Here is a 21,805-nt window from a genome sequence, read left to right as displayed (position 1 = left end):
AAACTCTAGCTTTTTTCAAATGCTAAAACACAATTATGGCAAGACATAATGCTTAAAATCTTATTCTCCAAACAAGATTTAAACACAAACCTTAATTATTCAATATAAATATCTTGATAAAATTTATCATTAAATGATTTGAATTTTTTCAAATTTTGATCATAGTATCCTCTAAAAAATACAGTTGTCATATTACCTGAATTAATATATTCTTTAATTCTTGAAGTTGCAGCACGTTTTATCAATTGATCATAATTAGAATATAATTTTGCATCAGTAAAAGCAGGGAAATAAAAACCAACTGGCTTCTTACGACTATAACTCACTGTCGCTTCACCATAAAAAATATGTGGTAACTGATCTGCTATTTGATTTAAATTACCTACATTAACAAATAAATCATTCAATGTAATCCGTTGACCATCTATTCTAAGGAAACCAACATTATTAGGTATAGCATTATCTCTCCACAATTGAATTAAGGAATACATGGAACTTCGGTGCGAATTTTGTGTCTTTGTTCCTTTTGTATTATTACCATTATTCTGGTGATTTGTATTATTCTTACTTTTTACTGGCTGTCTATTTGTTGCAACTTGTGTTTTAGGTCGATTTGAATATCTATCAATTATTATCAATCCACCATTATTCACTATATTTTTAGAAGTTGTAAAGTCATTTTTATTTTGTGATTTCAATTCAGTAGAAGAAATCTGATTACACCCATCAATATGTAACACTGAATTACTTGAGGGGGCAAAATAATATCTTTTTCCTACTTTACCCCAATTTGTGCAAGTTAATGGTATAGCACAATCTGGATCTAAACAGTGAAAAGTATACTTAGATTTTAAACTACCTTTTCTCGATAATTTATTTGCTTCTTTAGCTTCAATTTCTTTGTTTAATTCTTCGCTAAAAGCTATTTCTACCATAATTTTATCTCCTTTGTATCTTTAGATTATAAACTACTTCTTCCGAGTAGCCCAATTTTTTTCTTGCTTTCATTTTGGAAAGTCCTTTCTTTGAAAGCTAGCAATTTTTTGAATACAATGAATTAAAAACTGCTTCAAACTTAATTCTCTTATAGCTTATCAAATTAAACAGATCTCTTGTTTAAATGGTCTTTGTTAGAAAAATTTTTGAGGTAATTATAATGGCAATCACTCAAGAAGAAAGAAAAAAGATAGAAGATATAATTAAAGCAAATAATTGGTTTACCTATGAAGAGGCAGAGTCACAAATAAGAAAACATTGGAAACCTGATAATAATAAAAAAGGTAACTATCTTTCTACGCAAAGAAGACAGTTACAAAAAATTATAAGGTCAGATATTATAGGTACTTATTTCCAAATAAATGATAGGAATCATAATCATATTACTGATGATGAGTGGGCTAAACAAAATATTTATGGTTTTGAAAAAGAAAAAACTTATTTTTTAGATCTCCCTAATGGAGAGGAAAAGGAATACAAAGAAAAGTTACATGTGTTTCCAAAATACGATGATTTATTTCCGAAGTTCGAAAAAAGTATAGTTTTGTCAGCCTTCGATGAACAACTTGATGATGAAAGAAAGCTTCAATTCAGAGATATCTATGAAGATGTTTATGGATTACCAGGCAACGGCAATACAAAGTACATCATGACAGAGCCGTATTTATTCGCCTTAAAACATGAAATTGAAAGACGTGAATATCCAACTAAAGTGTTATATTGCCAACCAGATTCACCAAAATATATTCTTCAAAATTTTGAACAAATCAATTTTAGAGATGAGCTTTTGAAGAATACTGACCATTTAATTGACAATTTTAGCCTGAAAATCGAACAAGAACTTAAAGGTCAAAATAATGTTAAAAAATTAGAAATCAATAGATATAAAAATATACTTGCTTTCATAAATAATTGGGCCTGTATTAATCCAAAGGTACTAAACATTTCTCATTTAAAAAATGAAAATATTTATACTGAATTTATTAATAAATCTAATGAGTTAAAAAAAGAATTTACATTTAATTTCGATTCTGAAAAAGAAAAAGAAAAATTACATAAAAATTTCTCAAAGGATAAAATTATACATCTATCTGATTCAGAACTTAAAGATAAAATAAAAAATTCCATTTATTCTTTTGAAAAATATACTTTAACGAAATTAGAATTAAAATTAACAGATGAAAATGTTTTGTTATTACAAGCTGCAAATACTAGACATGTCTTTTCGGAATTTCTACTTAAATATTTAAAAAATAATAATGCAGATGAATTAATTATCGATGCAGCTCTTAATGCTGGATTACATTAGCTTAAGCAAGCTTAAACTATTACACCAAATCATAAAAACTAACTTCTATCTAATCGCAATAAAATATTTATAGTATATAAATACTTTATTTTTGTTTTAACGTTTATTGAATTCATTCATATTCTTTCAATTATTTTGTCCTTACATATATCCTAAAATCTTATAGAGTCAGTAACTCTTCAAAATACATTAACAGATGTAGTATCTTTTTTATTCTAGTATTGTCGTACTACTCATTGAATCACTAAATATTAATAACCATACTAAACTTATTGGATTATTGATGATGGAGAAAAGTAATGTTTCCAAAAGTTTCTTTATTGTAAAAAGAATAAGACGTATAATGACAATAGATTAGTAGTTATATAGGAGGTAACCAATGAGAAATATTAAGGATAATTTAGCAATTGAAAAAACTAATGCTACTATTATTGGAATGGTATGTGGTTCAATTATTATTGCCTTTTTGTATCTTACTTATACTCAAGTTCTTTTTAAAAAGTTTAATTTAAATACTGTCATTCCTTATTTTCTTTTTTGTTTTTTATTAGGGCTATGTGCGGTTTTCTTTAGTAAGACAACTCATATATTCAACCAGCGTCCTAAACAAGGAAAAGACATAATTATGACAATAATATTTTTCATTGGTTTGATTATATTTTATGCTGTTGTTGGAATATCCAATTGGGGAGCAGTGTTTACTCTTGATTTATCAAATAAATTGTTAGTTATTTTAATTGCCCTTAGTGCAGGAATTGTTGAAGAACTTTTATGTCGTAATTTACTTTTTAATTTATTTATTAAATGCTTTGATAATACAAAGTGGGTTTTGATATGGGCAAGCTTGAGTTCATCAGTTATTTTTGGACTAATACATTTGGCAAATTTGACACATCAAACTTTTATGCCAACTTTACAACAGATATTTTATGCTTTTGCATTTGGTAATATGCTATGTTTTGTTCATATTTTTTCCAACAGAATGTGGCCATGTATATTACTTCACTTTTTAATGGATTTACAAGCAGATGTAAATCAGTCTGTTAGTGTGCAACCATGGGGACCTCTTCTATTAGACTATATTCCAGTTATAATTATTTCTGTATTGGCAATTTGTTTTTATAATCGTGATTTAATAAAAGAATATTAATGGATTACGAAATAATATATTTAACATGAAATATTAACTATTAAAAAAGACGCTTACCTACTTTTATTGTAGATAAGCGTCTTTTTTTAGTTTTGATCATTATTCCTCTCTCAAAAAACTGCGTGCAAAAATTGCACTTTAACAAATGAACAGAGTGCACTTATTGTGCATCATTTACTTTTACACAAAAAAATCAACCTTAATTTATCTTCATAAAACGTTAACAAATTAAGGTTAATCAATGTAAATGATTCTTTTTAATGCTGACTAGAGGATTCGAACCTCCGACCTCATCATTACTAGTGACGTGCTCTGCCAACTGAGCTAAGTCAGCAACTTCTTGTTGTCTCACCCGACAACGATATTAATTAAACCATATAAATGGGACTTGCGCAAGTCTTTTTCGAAACTTTTTTCAACTTTTTTCGTCATTCCAGCATTTTAGCCCTTTCTATACTACAATTGAAGTGATTAATCAGTTTTGGATTTACAAAAAGAGGGATCTTAATGATTAAATTTGCATATTTTGCTCCACTTGCAACTCAATTAGATTGGCTCTTAAGAATTTTTGTAGCTGCCATTTGTGGCGCTTTAATTGGATATGAGCGCGCAATTCAAAGAAAAAGCGCAGGAGTTAGGACTCACATTGTTGTTGCCGTTGCTTCAGCTTTATTCATGATTGTTTCTAAATATGGCTTTGAAGATATTCTCGGAATTCGTGGAATATCTCTTGACCCATCAAGAATTGCCGCTCAAATTGTCACTGGTATTTCCTTCATCGGCGCCGGAACAATTTTAGTTAGAAAGGAACAAATTTCTGGATTAACGACTGCCGCTGGTGTTTGGGCTACTGCCGCAATCGGAATGGCCGTTGGTGGTGGCATGTACCTCATCGGAATTTTAGCCACGGGCTTCCTATTTGTTGTTCAGATGATCTTCCACGACGATTCACTTATTGATAAGATCATTGTTCATATTCGCTTTAATCTTCAAATTGAAGCCGCTAACAAACATCATATTCTCCAAAAAATTAAAGAGGAGCTCGCTGCCAATCAAGTAGAAAACATTTCAGTTAAAATTTTAGATGTTAGCGATGAGAAAATTACCTTTTATGTAGATGGAATAATTAACAATAAGCAAGATGAAAACGATATTATTATGGCACTAAGGAAATATCCTGACATTAAAAGGATTAGTTACACTCGGGGTGGTAAATAGTCAGTTAGGAATCTCTTAAGAAGAACCTGATAAAGAAGGTTCTTTTTTGTTAGAAGTAAATTTTGCGCTAAAATATTAATATTACTTATTATCTTAGAAAGGATGGAAAAATGGCTGGATCACTTGATTATTTACGCTGGCGTGGGGATCTAAGTTTTAAAGAAATGCCCTTCAACAGTGTAGATGCATCACTATTTTCTTCTATTATTTATCTACCTGTCGACAAATCTGCCGCAGGCCATACTTTAAGTGAAGTTGCTGAAAAGTTGCAACATATGGAGTCATTTCAACATCAAATGCATGATGAAGCTGGTGCCCAAGTTTTACTTTTACCTAAAAGTCCACGCTTAGGTCGTATCAAAATTTTAAATTGGACTAACAAAATCGGCAAAAAGCCGGCTCCCTTGCAATTTACCGCCGCCACATTTCGATTAAATAAGAACACAATTCTAATTTCTTATCGGGGAACTGATAGCTCGATGATTGGTTGGAATGAAGACATGAATATGAATTACATGCCTGAAGTCTACGGTCAAAACGTCGCAGCCCGCTATTTAAACGCAATTGCGGAACGTTTCCCTAAGGATAAAATTTACTTAGTAGGACACTCTAAGGGTGGAAATTTTGCTCAATTTGCCTTGAGTGCAGCTAGACCCCACCTCCAAGATCGAATTGTAAAAGCGCTCAGTTTTGACGGACCTGGATTTTACCGTCAAGTTTATTCTAGTCCTGGCTTTAAGCGTACAATTTATAAAATGAAGACTTATCTGCCTGAAAGTTCTATTATTGGTACCATGCTCGATCATCCTGAGCGAGTTTTAATTGTTAAAAGCGATGCCCCCATGAAAGACCAACACGATCCACGTAGATGGCGTGTAGCTAGAAACAGTTTTGTATTAGCAGATGGGTTAACGATTGGGGCCCGAATTTTGCGACATTCATTAATTCACTTTAATCATTCTATTCCTGATGAAAAACGTGGTGAAATGTTCTCTGCCTTATTTGATGCTTTTGAGAACTCCGATATTAATGACATGAATCAACTTACTACTCATAAACTACTGGGAACGTATCGTTTAGGTCATGTTATTATGTCTCTTGAACCACGTTTGCGTCAAATCATCACTAGCATGTTTAATGATATTTGGACCACCTACCGGCGTAATTTGAATTTACCTTTTATTGATGGACGCTTTCGTTATTATCCAAAAAGCAATGATTCCAATAAGGCGCCTATCTTCTTTGAATTTTATGATCCACAAAAACCAAGTCTTAAATTGCCTTTTGTTTTAATAAAACAAAATAAAAAACTCAAGCATCTTCATGATGATGAGTAATGTTTCATGTGTAACACAAACACTCTATTAGAGAAATGTCTAATAGAGTGCTTTTTGATCTAAGGATTCATTTTTATTTATAAGTTATAAATCAAATTCTAATTTGTTTTACGATTCATCATACTGAGAACAAATGAAACAATCAATACTAGAATTACTGCTCCTAGTATCGATGGCACAATTGCCATTCCTGCTACTTGGGGTCCCCACGCACCAAGTAACGCTTCACCAAGTGATGAACCGATAAGACCAGCTAAAATATTAGCAATCCAGCCCATTGATTGACCTCTGCCTGTAAGTGCCCCAGCTATTAAACCGATCACACCTCCGACAATTAACACCCAAATCCAGTGTAACATATTAGGTCACCTCGTTTTCATTATCGAGTTTCTTTTTCATATCGTCAGCTTTTTTCTTAGCTTTGCCTTTAGCTTGTTGGGCTTTACCTTCAGCTTCACGTAGCTTATCGCCCGTAACTTTGCCTTCAACTTCTTTTACTTTACCGACAACTTTGTCTTTAAGACCCTTATCTTTAACCATATTGCTCTTCCATCCTTTCTTTTATTATTCTGATTTTAACTATTAAAAGCCTGGTGGACTCACCTCATCTTTCTTAACTATATTTTTACTTGTTGTCTTAATGATACTCTATCGATGACATGGTGTCACTAAAAAACAGAAAAAAAGGCTTAACTTAAGGAATAGTTTAGAAGTTAAGCCTTTAAGTTGCTTTTTAGACCGTTATCTGTTACTTCAAGAGAGTTTTTGCCAATTCAAAATCTCCCAAAGTAGCCGAACCGTTATTTGCGACAGCCGGGCGCACAATTAACTCATCTAAATCTGGAGTAGCAACATAATTATTATTGAATTTATCAAAGTATTTGCGAACCTTTACCAAATCATCTTCGTTTAATACAGATCCACCAACAACCATTACATCTGGACGCGCACTCATATAAACATTAAAGAGCATTTGTGCCACGTAATATGCAACATAAGTAAACACTTCATTGTCACGAGATAACTTTTCACCAGGGATTCCCGTACGGCCTTCAAGAGAAGGACCTGCAGCCATTCCTTCCACACAATCTGCACCATGGAAAGGACATTTTCCTTCATAATTATCCCCAGGATAGCGTTTAATAAGCATATGGCCCATTTCAGGGTGATTATTAAGACCGAGGAACTTTCCACCTTGAACAATTCCTGCACCAACCCCGGTACCAATAGTCACATAGAAATAGCTCTTAGTGTCATCTTTACCACGAGCAATATATTCACCGTAACAAGAAGCATTCACATCCGTGGTCATAATTACTGGAATACCTAATTCTTTTTCAAAAAAGCCTTTTACATTGGTACCTGACCAGCCACGTTTTGGAGTATCCAAAATATAGCCAAAAGTGTGGGAATTAGGATTAATATCGATTGGCCCAAATGTTCCAATTCCTAAAGCATCTACTGGATGCTTTTTAAAGAATTCCGCACTCTTTTTTAAAGTTTCATCTGCAGCAGTAGTAGGAATACGATCGGTTGCAACAGTTTCGCCAGTTTCTACATCTTGAACAGCAAGAATAAATTTAGTGCCTCCTGCTTCAATACTACCTACATATTTTTTATCTGCCATTAGTTTCATCCTTTTCTCTTCATGTTTTTCTCAATTATATTGATATTATCATTTTATGTAAATGCTTTCAATATATGTTAATAAAAAGTTAGACATACAAAAAGGCATCCCTTAAAGGATGTCTTTTTATTTATCAGGTGCATCATGCACATAATCCAAGTTAGAAAAACGATTATATGGCTTTGAAAACATCAATTTTACCGTCCCACGGCTACCAGAACGGTTCTTCTCAATAATTACCTCTACTTCACCATTATCCTGCTCAGGAGCCACTTCAGAGCTATCTGCGTCATCCTCTCCTTTATCCCGATAATAATCATCACGATATAAGAAAGATACAATATCGGCATCCTGTTCAATAGAACCAGATTCACGAATATCAGATAGGACAGGGCGTTTATCTTGACGCTGCTCAACAGAACGAGATAACTGCGAAAGGGCAATTACTGGTACATGAAGTTCCTTCGCAAGCTTTTTTAATTGTCTAGAAATAGCTGAAACTTCTTGTTGGCGAGATTCACTACGTGGTCCTTCAATTAACTGAAGATAATCTATCACGATTAAACCCAAATCTCCGGTTTCTTTTGCAAGTCTTCTTGACTTAGCTCTGATTTCACTCATTTTTATACCAGGAGTATCATCAATAAAAATTTTGGCATTAGCTAGTGAACCAGAGGCAACAATTAATTTTCGCCATTCATCTTCATCAAGCTGTCCAGTTCGCAAGTGCTGAGAATTGATCAAGCCTTCTGAAGCAAGCATTCTTTGAACCAGCTGTTCACTACTCATTTCCAGTGAAAACATCGCCACTGATTTTTTATCATGAATTCCTACAAATTGAGCTACATTTAAAGCAAAAGAGGTCTTACCAACACCAGGACGCGCCGCAATAATGATTAATTCATCATTATGAAATCCTGTGGTCATCCTATCAAGCTCTTGAAATCCTGTTGCAAGCCCCGTAATAGTTTCATCTTGCTCAGTTAAACGACTAATTTCATCAACAGTATCATTCACAACTTCTTTAATATTCCTGAAGCCGCCAGTATTATTTTCAGATGAAACATTCAAGATTTCACTTTCTGCATCATCTAAAATATCAGTAACATCATCAGAATCATTTATGGCGTTGGAAATAATTTTTTGACTAGCCGAAATCAGTCTTCTTAAAAGAGCTTTTCTGTGGACAATCTGTGCATAATACGTAACATGCGCAGCCGTAGGAGTTGACATGGCTAATTCAGAAATATATGCCACTCCTCCACTATCTTCCAACTGATTCTTTTTAGTCAGTTGATCTCGAATAGTTAACGGGTCAATGGCAGTCTCCTCATCTGACAAGTCCAACATTGCTTGAAAGACATATTGATTAGCTCTTTCATAAAAATCGCCAGCTTGTAAAATACCACTTGCATCTGCTATAGCTTCAGGATCAATAAAAATTGCTCCTAAAACCGCCTTTTCGGCTACAGAATCATGTGGTACTTGCTGCGAGACAATATTATCCATTTACTTCACAACCAATTTATTTAACTAATCTTGCTCAGTGATGTGAACACGAATTTTGCCTTCTACACCTTTGAAAAGCTTAACAGGTACATTAGTGTAGCCTAATGATTTAATAGGCTCTGGAAGATTCAATTTACGCTTATCAATCTTAACACCATATTGCTTTTCTAAGCCTTCGACAATTTTCTTGCTAGAAATTGAACCAAAGAGACGAGCGTCTGTTCCAGCTTTTGATTTAAAGTTAACAACAGTATCATCTTTTTCAAGAATTGCCTTAATCTTTTCAGCTTCTGCCTTTTCGGCTTCATAAGCTGCTTTTTCATTAGCAGCAACTCGTTCTAAAGTGTGCATGTTAGCCTTGTTAGCAGGCTTAGCCATCCCACGCTTAAACAAAAAGTTTTGTGCGTAACCATCTGGAACATTTTTAACTTCTCCGCGCTTACCACGGCCTCTAACATCTTGAGTAAAAATAACTTTCATAGTTTTTCTCCTTTATTCATTTTCCTTTTCATACTCATCAATCGCCTTAAGCAATCGATTTTCTGCTTCTTCTACAGTCACATTCTTAATCTGCGTTGCCGCATTAGATAAGTGACCACCACCACCTAATTTTTCCATGATGATTTGAACATTAATCTTACCCATTGAACGAGCTGAGATTCCAATGGTATCTTGGCTACGCCTGGTTATTGCAAAACTAGCCTCAACATTTTTTAAATCTAGGGCAGTGTCAGCAGCCTGCGCAGTCACAATTGGATCAATAATTTTATCATTAGGTCCCACCAAGACAGCCATATCGGGACGAACCATTTTAAGAGTAGCAATTAGGTGAGTTTTCTCAAGAAAACTATCAATATCTTCCTTCAAAAGCTCACTTACAACAGCCGAACTAGCCCCAATCGAACGTAGATAGCTAGCTGCATCAAATGTTCTAGTGCCAGTTCTTAATGAGAATTCCTTTGAATCTACTACAATACCAGCGAGCATTGCAGTTGCTTCTAAATCCGTTAAAACTCTCTTACCATTAGCTGGTTGTTGATATTCAATCATTTCTGTTACTAACTCACAAGCTGAAGAAGCATATGGTTCAACGTATGTCAGCATTGGATTTTCTGGGAATTCTTCTCCACGTCTATGGTGATCAATCACAATGATTCTATTCTTTAAACGATCATATAAATCTTGAGAATAAGTAATTGAATATTTAGAATGATCTACCATTACCAACAATGACTTGTCGGTAGCTTCCTCTAATGCTTCATTTGGATCAATAAAAATATCATTATCCTCTTTAGCATGTTGCATTCTAGTAACTAAGCGACCAACATCATAATTAGTTTTATTTGTATCAAGCACAAAATTAGCTTTTACCCCGTGAAGACGAGCAATTTTTACTACACCAATTCCACTCCCCACAGAGTCCATATCTGGCCGTTGATGCCCAACAACAAAAACTCGATCGGCATCCTTAAACAACTCACTAATTGCTTGTGACACCATTCTAGCTCTAACTCGGGTTCTCTTTTCCATTGGATTAGATTTTCCACCATAAAAGTGGGCATCTTTTCCCGGTTGCCGTAAAACAACCTGATCTCCCCCACGTCCAAGGGCTAAATCAAGATTAGATTGAGCTTGGTTAGCAATTTCCGTCAAGGAATCACTACCAAAAGCAATCCCAATAGATAAAGTAAGTGGCGTATTGTTTCGACTAGTTTCCTGACGCACTTTATCAAGCACAGAAAACTTGTCTTCTTCCATTTTATCAAGATCTTGCATATGTGCTAACAATAAAAAGTGATCTTCATCAATTCTCTTCAAATAAGCGTTAAATTTTTTCGCATAATCACTCAAAGTATTCTGCACATAAGAACTCATACTGGTTAATTCTTGATCATGCATCGTTTCGCTTAATTCATCATAATTATCAATAAAGACCTGACCAATTGCTAAACGTTCAGCTTTATATTTCCTCTCGATTTGCGCATAACGCGTTATATCCAATAAATAAATTACACCTAAATTATCCTGAACCACCATTTCGAAATCATGACCATCCCATCTCACAGTCTGATTTTCAGATGTTTTGGCTTTAATAGCTTCATTTAAAAGCTTATTTAAATTAGGATCCACTGACTCAATAGTGTGTCCAATTAGGTCGTCATTTTTTAAATATAATTGTAAATAAGGATTCACCCACTGAATTTGATGATCGGAATCATACAGCAATATTCCTAAAGGCATTTTAATCATAGCCTCTTGTTCGCTTCGCTTGATCCGATACGACAAATTAACAGCAAAACTATTAGCATTATTTGCTAAAATATATGTCCCATAAATTGCAAAAGCAACAGTCAAAATAAATATTAAAATCAATGCTAATCCAAATATAGGGTTGATAATCATCCCAATAATACTTCCAATTAAAGAAAGTGCCAAGATGATTATTACGGAAGCTGTCAGTCGCGAATCCTTAATAAACGCTGGTACTTCAAGCTTACGTAAAAAATCTTTCATTAAAGATCCTTCCTAAATCATAGTAAACTACTTCAGTATCATTATACCTTATCATACAACCCTTATGAAAACCAAAGAAAATTTATGTACAAAAAAAGCCTAGCCTTTCAGCTAAACTTTTTTATTTTACGTATTATTACTGACTAATTAGTCTTCAGCAACAAATGGCAACAAGCCCATAATACGAGCTCTCTTAATTGCATTTGCAACCTTACGTTGGTTCTTTGCGCTAGTGCCAGTGACACGACGTGGTAAAATCTTACCTCTTTCTGAGATAAAACGTTTCAACAGATCAACGTCCTTGTAGTCAACATATTCAATATGGTTAGCTGCAATGTAGTCAACCTTACGACGACGACGGCCGCCTCTTCTTTGTTGAGCCATATCCCTAGGTCCTTTCTTTAAATTCTTATTTTAGAATGGTAAATCATCATCCGAAATATCAATTGCATCCCCTGAGCCAGAAAATGGATCCTGTGGCTTAGGAGCTGAACTATTGGTATTTGGTTGAGAAGGTCTATCATTATTTTGGAAATTGTTAGTATTTTGAGTGCCAGCATTTCCGCTAGTTGGTGTGTAACCGCCGTTTTGACCGCGATTTTCACGATCTCTACGGGATTCGAGTAATGCGAAGCTATCTACTACAACTTCAGTTACATATACTCGTTTCCCATCTTTATCATCATAACTTCTGGATTGAAGTCGGCCATCAATTCCTACTAGCGATCCCTTTGAAGTGAAGTTAACAAAGTTTTCTGCTGACTTTCTCCAAATTACACAGCTAATAAAATCCGCTTCTCTCTCGCCTCGAGCATTTGTATATTGACGATCAACAGCAAGAGTAAACGTAGCAACCGAGATTCCACTCCCAGTAGTACGCAATTCAGGATCACGCGTTAAACGTCCGGTAAGTACAACTCTATTAATCATACTTGATTACCTTTCCTTTCCTAAATTACGGTTCGATGATAATTACTTGTCTAACTTAACAGTCATTGAACGTAAAATGGCGTTATCAATCTTTGACAAACGACCAAATTCGTTAACTGCGTCAGCGTTGTCAGCAGTGAAAGTCATGATGTGGTAAGTACCCTCACGATACTTATCGATTTCGTATGCAAAACGACGCTTGCCCCAGTCTTTGGATTCAACCATAGTACCGTTGTTGTCTGCGATAACCTTATCGTAGTTTTCAACAAGAGCCTTCTTTGATTCTTCATCGATGTCAGGCTTAATGATGTAAGTGATTTCGTACTTAGTAGTTGCCATAAACTATTGCACCTCCTTCTGGACTAAATGGTTCTTTCGAATTAAGAACAAGGAGTAATGGAAAATATTACTCGCAATGTCTAATTCTAGCATATAAATAAAAAATTACCAAACAATTTCGCGTGATCCAGAAAATTTTTTATTCCGTAATTAAATACGCAAAAAAGTTCGATAATTTTTTATAAATTAAATTTCTATTCGTCTACTTCTTTAATATTATCTTGATCTTCTTCATTTGGAACAATTGCAAGACTAGCTACTTTATTGTCTCCACTTACCTTAATCAATCTCACACCCATTGTGCTTCGACCAGTTTGAGAAACATCATCAGTCTTGAAGCGAATCATAATTCCATCAGTAGTAATCACCATAATATCATTAGTTCCATCAATTACGGTAACTCCAGCAAGAGGACCATTCTTCTCGGTTACATTTGAAGTCTTAATTCCTTTTCCGCCACGTCCTTTAATTGGATATTCACTAGCAGAAGTACGCTTACCATAACCTTTTTCAGAAATTACCAAAACATCATCATTTGGCTTAATAACTTCTGATCCAACAACATAATCATGATCACGTAAATTAATTCCACGTACACCAGCAGCAGTTCGACCCATTGGACGAACATCCCCTTCATTGAAGGTTACCGCATAGCCTAAATGAGTACCGATTAAAATATTTTGCTTACCATCAGTAGTTAACACATTGCTCAATTCATCTCCATCACGAAGAGTAAGAGCAATCAAACCACTATTTCTGATGTTAGAAAATTCACCGACATGGGTACGTTTAACAGTTCCCATCTTAGTAATGAAGAACAAGTAGTTATCATCTGCGCCTTCTGGGATGTTAATCACTGTTTGAATCTTTTCGCCTTTTTCAAGTTGAAGCAAGTTGATAATTGGCAATCCCTTGGCAGTTCTACCATATTCAGGAATTTCATAAGCTTTTTTCGAGTAAACCTTACCCTTGTTAGTAAAGAATAAAAGCATATCGTGAGTGCTTGAGTAAATCAGATGCTCAGTAAAGTCACCATCTTGCACTCCCATACCTTTAATTCCCTTACCTCCACGATTTTGGGTCTTAAATTCATTGATTGGCATTCTCTTAATATAGCCACTATGAGTAAGAGTTAAAAGTACATTTTGGCGTTCAATTAAGTCTTCATCTTCAATTGAAACAACTTCACTAGCTCCAATTTCAGTGCGACGATCATCGCCATAACGCTTTTGAATATCTAACAATTCATCATAAATAATTTTATCGATTCGTTCAGGTTTAGCCAAAATATCCTTAAAGTCCGCAATCTTTACTTGTAAATCTTGGTATTCAGATTCAACTTTATCCCGTTCAAGTCCAGTTAAACGAACCAAACGCATATCTAAAATAGCTTGAGATTGTTTATCATCTAGACCAAAACGACTAATTAAAGCAGCCTTAGCCACATCGCTAGATTGGCTAGAACGAATAATTTTTACGATTTCATCAATATGATCAAGTGCAATTCGCAAGCCTTCAAGAATGTGAGCGCGAGCCTCAGCTTTAGCAAGTTCAAACTTGGTCCGGCGTGTTACCACATCTTCTTGGTGATTCAAATAATACTCAAGCATCTGCTTTAAAGTTAAGAAGTGAGGGGCACCATCTACAATTGCCACCATGTTCATTCCGAAATTAGCTTGCATTTGTGTTTCTTTGAATAAATTATTCAACACTACACTTGCACTTGCATCACGACGAATATCAATTGTGATTCGCATACCAGTTTGATCGGATTCATCACGAACACCGGTAATTCCATCAATGATTTTTTCACGAGCTAAATCAGCAATTTTCTTAACTAATTCAGCTTTATTTACCATGTATGGAATTTCACTTACAATGATTCTTTCACGCCCACTTTTTTCGGTTTCAATGCTGGTTTTAGCCCGAACTACGATATTCCCTTTACCAGTGTCGTAAGCACGATAAATACCACCACGCCCCATAATAGTTCCACCAGTAGGAAAATCTGGGCCTGGGATAGCCTTCATCAAATCCTTAGTTGTTACATCCGGATTCTTCATCAACATATGCAAGCCACTAATTACTTCACGTAAATTATGTGGTGGAATGTTGGTTGTCATCCCAACAGCGATTCCGTTTGCACCATTTACAAGTAAATTAGGAATACGAGCAGGTAAAACAACTGGCTCACTTTCAGTGTCATCATAATTTCGTTGCCAATCAACAGTATTTTTATTGATATCACGCAACATTTCCATGGCAATTTTACTCATACGAGCTTCCGTATAACGCATGGCAGCTGGTTCATCTCCATCGACTGAACCAAAGTTACCATGACCATCAACGAGCATGTAACGGTATGAGAAATCTTGTGCCATATGAGCCATAGCTAAGTAAATTGAAGAGTCACCATGTGGGTGGAATTTACCCATAACTTCCCCAACAATTCTGGCTGATTTCTTATATGGCTTATCTGGAGTTACTCCTAATTCACTCATACCGTATAAAATACGACGCTGAACTGGTTTTAAACCATCACGAACATCAGGAAGTGCACGCGCAACAATAACTGACATGGCATAGTCCAAAAATGAGCTACGCATAGTACTAGTTAGGTCAACATTGCGGATTCTACGATCTTGAGTTTGATTATCGTTATCCATTTAATCCCCCTTAAGCATCTAAGTTTTCAACATACTTAGCATTCTTTTCAATAAAGTCACGTCTAGGTGCAACTTCGTTACCCATCAACAATTCAAAGACTTCATCAGCATCTTTAGCGTATTCAGGACTTACACGATCCAACCGACGATTTTCAGGATTCATGGTAGTTTCCCAAAGTTGTTCTGGATCCATTTCCCCAAGTCCCTTATAACGTTGAACAATTGGCTTAGGACTAGGTTGCAAGCTACCTAAATAATCATGAAGCTCTTCATCTGTATCAAGATATTTAATTACTTTACCTTGACGAACTTGATAAAGAGGTGGACGAGCAATGTACACATATCCTTTTTCAATCATTGGACGCATGTAGTTGTAGAAAAGCGTAAGTAATAAAGTTCTAATATGGGCCCCATCCACATCGGCATCAGTCATAATAATCAATTTATGGTAGCGAGCCTTATTCACATCAAAGTCTGCGCCAAACCCTGTGCCTAAAGCTGTGAATAATGATCTAATTTCCTGGTTAGCTAAAATTCGATCCATGGAAGCTTTTTCCACATTCAAAATTTTTCCTCGAATTGGCAAAATTGCTTGCGTCAACCGAGATCTACCTTGCTTAGCAGACCCACCGGCAGAGTTACCTTCGACGATAAACAATTCAGAAATACTTGGATCATTACTGGTATTATCAGCTAATTTACCTGGTAAGTTAGCAATTTCAAGACCAGATTTCTTACGAGTAACTTCACGGGCACGCTTAGCCGCATTTCTAGCTCTTTCGGCAAGTTGAGCTTTTTCCACAATCTTACGACCTACACTTGGGTTTTCCATTAAGAAACGGCTGAATGTTTCAGAGAAGGCTTTATCCACAGCTGTCCGAGCGTTAGAATTACCCAGTTTAGTCTTGGTTTGCCCTTCAAATTGAGGGTTTGGGTGCTTTACAGAAACGACCGCAGTCATACCTTCACGGATATCTTCACCTGAAAGATTATCGTCTTTATCTTTTAAGATTTTAGCCTTATGGGCATAATCATTTACTACACGAGTTAAAGCTGTCTTAAATCCAGCTTCGTGCATCCCACCTTCATAGGTATGGATATTATTAGCAAAAGTCATTAATGTTGTTTTATAGCCATTTGTATATTGCAAAGCCACTTCAACATTAATTCCATCATAATCGCCTTCAACATAAATTGGTTCATCAAATAACTTTTCTGCATCCTTGTTTAAAAATGCAACGTATTCTTTAATTCCCCCCTCAAAATGGTAAACGTCGGTTTCAGCTGTTTCCTTACGTTTATCTGTAAAGGTTAATTTAAGCCCTTTGTTTAAAAAGGCTAATTCACGAATACGATTCTTTAAAATTTTATCGTCAAAAACAGTAGTTTCAGTGAAGATGTCAGGATCTGGATAAAAATGAACAATTGTCCCATGTTCACCCATTGGTACTGTGCCTACTTGACGCATTTCGTCCTTAACACGTCCATGATCAAAATCAATAGCGTACTTTTTGCCATCTCTCATAACGGTAACATCAAGCTTTGTGGATAAAGCATTCACAACTGATGCTCCTACCCCATGAAGACCACCAGATACTTTATATCCACCACCGCCAAATTTACCACCGGCGTGTAATACTGTGAATACTGTTTCCAATGCTGGACGACCTGTTTTTTCTTGAATATCCACAGGAATTCCACGACCATCATCTTGAACTGTAACACTACCATCTTCATTTACAGTTACTTCAATTTTGGTTGCAAATCCAGCAAGACGCTCATCAATACTATTATCAATTACTTCCCATACCAAATGGTGAAGCCCTTGAGAACTAGTGGAGCCAATATACATACCAGGACGTTTTCTAACAGCTTCAAGTCCCCCTAAAACTTGAATTTGGCTGGCATTATATTTATCTGCTTCTTGTTCGTATTTTTTAACTTTATCAAGATCTTTATTGTCTTTATCAGCCATTTAATACTCCTTTTTATACTATTTCCCCATTTTTAACATGATATATTTTGGGTTCGTTTACTATTTCCCAGGAAATACCTTCCAAATCCGTGGTAGTAATAAAAGTTTGAGTTTTCCCGTGAATATAATTTAAAAGCGAACTTTGACGCTCATGGTCTAACTCACTCATTACGTCATCTAATAATAAAATTGGATATTCATCAGTTAAATGATGAATCAGACTTATTTCAGCCAACTTTATTGCCAGGGCAATAGATCGTTGCTGGCCTTGAGATGCATACAAATGTGCATTCTTCTGATTAAGTCTAAACTCGATATCATCACGATGCGGCCCAATTAAAGTAGTTCCTTTACGTAATTCAGAGTCTCTAATTTTTTTGAAATTAGCCCGAATTTTTTGATACATCTTTTCTTTAGAATCATCAGCTTCAATTTGAGAAACGGACGGATGATAAACTAATGTTAATTTTTCACTGTCTAAACTAATATTTTTATACGCATTACTTGCTGCCGTACTAAGATATTCCAAAAATCTAAATCTTCGGAAAACTATTTCCGCAGCAATTCCTGCCAGTTGATCTGATAACACATCTAGAAAAACTAAATCATGAGCTTGATTTTTCAGTAATTGCTTTAAATAGTTATTTCTCTGCATCAAAACTTGACGATATTGACGCGCAAAATATAAATATTCCGCATTTACTTGACCAAACTCTTGATCCATAAATCGTCTCCTCAAACTAGGTGCACCTTTAACTAAACTAAGGTCTTCCGGAGAAAATAAAATAGCATTTAGCTGTCCAATATACTTTGATAATTTAGATTGCTCAATGCGATTTATCCACACTTTTTTCCCCTTTTTAGCAATAGCAACGCGTAAGTTTATCTCCACTTGATTTTTGTGCACTTTCCCTAATAAAGTGGCATATTCACATCCAAATCGGATTAATTCACTATCACTATTAGTGCGGTGCGATCTAGTTAAAGCTAAAAAATAAATGGCCTCCAGGATATTAGTTTTTCCCTGAGCGTTATTCCCCACAAAAATATTGACATTAGGATCAAATTCCATATCTAATTTTTCAAGATTACGAAAATCCTTAATTGTAAAATGATCCAGATACATTATTTTTACCGAAATTCATATTTTTGTTCGGCAATCTCCAGTTCATCACCTGGATATAACTTTTTGCCTCGACGATCTTCTTTTTTACCATTTAAAACAACTGGATTATCTTTCAGATACCATTTTGCTTGGCCTCCCGATGAGATAATACTTTCTTCTTTCAAAAATTGACTTAATGTAATATAGTCACCACTAATTTTAAAAACCTTGATAATGCTCACCTTCAATGCTGTTTTTTCACCTATATAATTATATTCGTTCATAGAAGAAAAGACAAACTTAAAATCCATATAAGCCCATATGAGCGCTTTTTATTATAATTAGCCTGACTACATTTAAAGACTACTTGAAATACAGTATTCGCTTTTTACGCCATTTAATAAAAAATGAATCAAAAAAAAGCCATCAGTCGATGGACTTTTTTTATAAATTAATCAATTTTTTCTAAAATGTTCTAACTGGGGTGATCAATTGTACAAAATTGATATCTTCTTTATCAGGCACCACAGTAAATGGGCGAAGAGGTTGAGTAAATTTCATGACAATTGAATCGGTGATTGAAGCTCTCAAAGCATCACGCAAATAATCTGGATTGAATGACAATTCAAGATTTTCTCCACTCAAATTCTTAAAGCTAACTTCTTCTTCTACATTCCCAATTTCAGCTGATTCCCCAGATAAGACAACCTTTTGGTTTTCTGTATCTAAACTCAACTTAACCACATTGTTTCGACCGGCATGAGTAACCAAACTAGCACGATCAAGTGCGCTAGAAAGTTCAGAGAGTTCAAATTGTACACTTGTGGAACTTTCTGTGGGTAAAAGACGATCAGTATCAGGATAACTGCCCTCTAAAAGTCGTGAATAGAATAAGATATTTCCAATCTCAAATAGAACTTGGCTTTCTCCTGGGCAAACTTTAACTTCTGGATTACCTTCACCAATAATTCTTGATAATTCTTGTAAACTCTTCCCTGGAATAATCAAATCTGTTTCAGTTTGTGGACCATTTTCAAGAGAAATTGTTCGTTCTGACAAACGGTGAGAATCAGTACCTACAGCCTTAATTTGGTCTGGGCTAAAGTTAAAATGTACCCCAGTCAAAACTAAACGACTTTCTTGGGTTGCTACTGCGAATTGAGTTTCATTAATAATTTCACGGAAGGTTTTACCAGAAATAGTAAAGGTAGAATCATCTGGAATTTCTGGTAAACGTGGATAATTGTTTGCATCTAAACCGTTGATAGTGAAATCACTATTTTCTGACACAATCTGAGTTTGGAAACTCTCTTTAACTTCAAAAGAGAAGTCTTTACCCGGTAATTTCTTGATAATTTCGCTGAAGAAGCGAGCTGGTAAAACGATAGAACCTGTAGATTCTACAGTTAAGTCTTCACTTACTGGAATCTTAATTTCAATAGAAATATCAGTATCGCTACCAGTCAATATTAATTCATCTTCAGTTAGAACTAATTTAATACCACTTAAAATAGGAATAGTAGTTCTGGATGAAATTGCACGCATTACGTTATTCAAATTTTCAATGAATAAGTTTCGATTGATTGTAAACTTCATTAATTTTCCTCCTAGGCTGAGCTTTTCTTTTATTATTAATTATATATTTAATTAGTTAGTAGTAGTAGGGCCTGTGTAAATTGTTGAAAACTCATTGTATCTATTGATCTATAGGGATTGTTTCGGTTGAAAACTATGTGCAAAACCACCCTACTTGTCCACAGTATGGATTTTAGTGATCAAGCATTTGTTTTAAGTCAAATACGGCAGCTTTGATCTCAGTATCAGTTTGAATTTGTTTTCCAATTTTATCACAGGCGTGCATAACGGTAGTGTGATCTTTTCCACCAAATTCTTGACCAATCTTAGGCAGACTTGCATTTGTCAATTCTCGAGAAAGATACATTGCAATCTGGCGAGGGACAACAATTTGACGAACTCTCTTCTTTCCCTTCAGCTCTTCTGTCGAGGTTTGGAAATAATTAGCTACTACTTCTTGAATCTTTGGAATTTGTAATCCACGATCTTTTTGCACAAGTTTAAGATCTGTTAAGGCTTCGCGGGCTAAAGATGGATTAATATCTTCCTTTTCAATAGTTGCATGAGCTTGAACTTTCACTAATGCACCCTCCAGCTCTCGGATGTTGGTATCTACTTGGGAAGCAATATAATTCAGAGTATTATCGTCAATAGTTAATCCTTCAGATTCTGCTTTTCTCCGTAAAATTGCAATTCTAGTTTCAAGATCAGGTGGAGTAATTTCAACTTGGAGCCCCCAGGTAAATCTAGAAACTAAGCGTTCGGATAAATCAGGAATTTCTGTAGGTAAGCGATCACTAGTCATTACGATTTGCTTTTGATCATTATATAAGGTTTCAAACGTGTGGAAAAACTCTTCTTGAATACCTTCTTTTTTAGCAAAGAATTGAATGTCATCCACAAGTAATAAATCACAGGTGCGATACTTCTCTCTGAATTCATCTTGAGTTTTATTTTTGATGGAATTAATAAAGTCGTTAACAAAAGTTTCACTTTGAATATAAACGATTTTTGCATCTGGTTTTTCTGCTAACATCTGATGTCCAATGGCTTGCATTAAGTGGGTTTTACCTAATCCTACACCTCCAAAGATGAACAAAGGATTATAGAAACTCCCTGGGCTATCTGCAACTGCTAAAGCCGCTCCAGCAGCTAATTTGTTTCCTTCACCTTGAACGAAATTATCGAAGGTATATTTATCATTTAATTGAAGATTTTGCATAAAGCCAGGTTTAGCTGGTTTTTTATTTTCGATATTAATTCTTCTAGGTTCTGGTGTAACAATTCTTTCGGGACTATTTGTATCAGCTACTTGAAAGATGGGTAAAAGCTCAATTCCTGCATAACCATAGGCAGATTGAATTAATTGAGAGGATAAATTTTTTTCCCAATAACCTTTTGAGACAGGATTTTGAACAGAAATTTTTAATTCATGTTTCTCTTTATCATAAGAGATGGGTTTTGTATTTTTGAACCAGGCGTTGTATGCGACTTCGTTAAAACGCTCGCGCATTTCATTGTTGAAGTGCTGCCAAAATTTATCAATGTCAAACAA

At 35.0% G+C, this 21,805-nt stretch carries 20 protein-coding genes and 1 tRNA gene; 4 read left to right on the top strand and 17 right to left on the bottom strand.

The window, feature by feature from the left end; all coding sequences use genetic code 11:
• Positions 1–95 precede the first annotated feature (95 nt).
• Positions 96–935 carry a hypothetical protein gene (locus tag KBW87_RS00105; protein ID WP_057809126.1) on the bottom strand — a complete coding sequence of 280 codons (840 nt, stop codon included), beginning with the start codon at positions 933–935 and terminating at the stop codon, positions 96–98.
• 221 nt (positions 936–1,156) lie between these two features.
• On the opposite strand from KBW87_RS00105, the gene KBW87_RS00100 reads away from it, so the two are divergent.
• Together KBW87_RS00100 and KBW87_RS00095 are read left to right on the top strand one after the other, a co-directional pair.
• Positions 1,157–2,305 (top strand): hypothetical protein, encoded by a 1,149-nt coding sequence (locus KBW87_RS00100; protein ID WP_057809125.1) that lies wholly within the window; start codon positions 1,157–1,159, stop codon positions 2,303–2,305.
• Between the two features lie 379 nt (positions 2,306–2,684).
• Positions 2,685–3,455 (top strand): CPBP family intramembrane glutamic endopeptidase, encoded by a 771-nt coding sequence (locus tag KBW87_RS00095; protein WP_057809123.1) that lies wholly within the window; start codon positions 2,685–2,687, stop codon positions 3,453–3,455.
• A 261-nt stretch (positions 3,456–3,716) separates the two neighbouring features.
• Here the strand turns inward: KBW87_RS00095 and KBW87_RS00090 are convergent.
• Positions 3,717–3,789 (bottom strand) — tRNA-Thr (locus KBW87_RS00090).
• A gap of 173 nt (positions 3,790–3,962) precedes the next feature.
• On the opposite strand from KBW87_RS00090, the gene KBW87_RS00085 reads away from it, so the two are divergent.
• The gene (locus KBW87_RS00085) at positions 3,963–4,673 is read left to right on the top strand and encodes an MgtC/SapB family protein (RefSeq protein WP_057809121.1); all 711 of its coding nucleotides are present in this window, start codon (positions 3,963–3,965) and stop codon (positions 4,671–4,673) included.
• Between the two features lie 110 nt (positions 4,674–4,783).
• A complete protein-coding gene (locus KBW87_RS00080) occupies positions 4,784–6,010 on the top strand; it encodes a DUF2974 domain-containing protein (protein ID WP_057809119.1) in 1,227 nt (408 codons plus the stop codon).
• A 98-nt stretch (positions 6,011–6,108) separates the two neighbouring features.
• On the opposite strand, the gene KBW87_RS00075 is transcribed toward KBW87_RS00080, so the two are convergent.
• The 15 genes from KBW87_RS00075 to dnaA form a co-directional block, all read right to left on the bottom strand.
• A complete protein-coding gene (locus tag KBW87_RS00075; protein ID WP_004039869.1) occupies positions 6,109–6,369 on the bottom strand; it encodes a GlsB/YeaQ/YmgE family stress response membrane protein in 261 nt (86 codons plus the stop codon).
• Between the two features lies 1 nt (position 6,370).
• Positions 6,371–6,550 carry a CsbD family protein gene (locus KBW87_RS00070; RefSeq protein ID WP_057809117.1) on the bottom strand — a complete coding sequence of 60 codons (180 nt, stop codon included), beginning with the start codon at positions 6,548–6,550 and terminating at the stop codon, positions 6,371–6,373.
• Positions 6,551–6,758: 208 nt separating this feature from the next.
• Positions 6,759–7,637, bottom strand: coding sequence for an ROK family protein (locus tag KBW87_RS00065; protein WP_004039873.1), 879 nt, complete (start codon positions 7,635–7,637; stop codon positions 6,759–6,761).
• Positions 7,638–7,763: 126 nt separating this feature from the next.
• Positions 7,764–9,146 carry a replicative DNA helicase gene (dnaB, locus tag KBW87_RS00060; protein WP_057809115.1) on the bottom strand — a complete coding sequence of 461 codons (1,383 nt, stop codon included), beginning with the start codon at positions 9,144–9,146 and terminating at the stop codon, positions 7,764–7,766.
• A 24-nt stretch (positions 9,147–9,170) separates the two neighbouring features.
• Positions 9,171–9,626 carry a 50S ribosomal protein L9 gene (rplI, locus tag KBW87_RS00055; RefSeq protein ID WP_057809114.1) on the bottom strand — a complete coding sequence of 152 codons (456 nt, stop codon included), beginning with the start codon at positions 9,624–9,626 and terminating at the stop codon, positions 9,171–9,173.
• 12 nt (positions 9,627–9,638) lie between these two features.
• Positions 9,639–11,660, bottom strand: coding sequence for a DHH family phosphoesterase (locus tag KBW87_RS00050; protein ID WP_255807090.1), 2,022 nt, complete (start codon positions 11,658–11,660; stop codon positions 9,639–9,641).
• 147 nt (positions 11,661–11,807) lie between these two features.
• On the bottom strand, positions 11,808–12,044 hold the full coding sequence (rpsR, locus tag KBW87_RS00045; protein WP_004039880.1) for a 30S ribosomal protein S18: 237 nt from the start codon (positions 12,042–12,044) through the stop codon (positions 11,808–11,810).
• A gap of 30 nt (positions 12,045–12,074) precedes the next feature.
• Positions 12,075–12,590, bottom strand: a complete 516-nt coding sequence (gene ssb, locus KBW87_RS00040) for a single-stranded DNA-binding protein (RefSeq protein WP_004039881.1) — start codon at positions 12,588–12,590, stop codon at positions 12,075–12,077.
• Positions 12,591–12,632: 42 nt separating this feature from the next.
• Positions 12,633–12,929 carry a 30S ribosomal protein S6 gene (gene rpsF / locus KBW87_RS00035; RefSeq protein WP_004039882.1) on the bottom strand — a complete coding sequence of 99 codons (297 nt, stop codon included), beginning with the start codon at positions 12,927–12,929 and terminating at the stop codon, positions 12,633–12,635.
• A gap of 194 nt (positions 12,930–13,123) precedes the next feature.
• Positions 13,124–15,595, bottom strand: coding sequence for a DNA gyrase subunit A (gene gyrA / locus KBW87_RS00030; protein ID WP_057809110.1), 2,472 nt, complete (start codon positions 15,593–15,595; stop codon positions 13,124–13,126).
• Positions 15,596–15,605: 10 nt separating this feature from the next.
• On the bottom strand, positions 15,606–17,570 hold the full coding sequence (gene gyrB, locus KBW87_RS00025) for a DNA topoisomerase (ATP-hydrolyzing) subunit B (RefSeq protein ID WP_057809108.1): 1,965 nt from the start codon (positions 17,568–17,570) through the stop codon (positions 15,606–15,608).
• A 13-nt stretch (positions 17,571–17,583) separates the two neighbouring features.
• Positions 17,584–18,696 carry a DNA replication/repair protein RecF gene (recF, locus tag KBW87_RS00020; protein WP_057809106.1) on the bottom strand — a complete coding sequence of 371 codons (1,113 nt, stop codon included), beginning with the start codon at positions 18,694–18,696 and terminating at the stop codon, positions 17,584–17,586.
• 5 nt (positions 18,697–18,701) lie between these two features.
• A complete protein-coding gene (gene yaaA / locus KBW87_RS00015; RefSeq protein WP_057809171.1) occupies positions 18,702–18,923 on the bottom strand; it encodes a S4 domain-containing protein YaaA in 222 nt (73 codons plus the stop codon).
• 217 nt (positions 18,924–19,140) lie between these two features.
• Entirely contained in the window at positions 19,141–20,271 is a 1,131-nt protein-coding gene (dnaN, locus tag KBW87_RS00010) for a DNA polymerase III subunit beta (protein WP_057809104.1), read from the bottom strand.
• A gap of 172 nt (positions 20,272–20,443) precedes the next feature.
• Entirely contained in the window at positions 20,444–21,805 is a 1,362-nt protein-coding gene (gene dnaA / locus KBW87_RS00005) for a chromosomal replication initiator protein DnaA (RefSeq protein WP_057809102.1), read from the bottom strand.

The sequence above is a fragment of the Lactobacillus intestinalis genome, from assembly GCF_024397795.1.
GTDB lineage: Bacteria > Bacillota > Bacilli > Lactobacillales > Lactobacillaceae > Lactobacillus > Lactobacillus intestinalis.
This window is presented reverse-complemented; position numbering and strand designations above follow the sequence as displayed.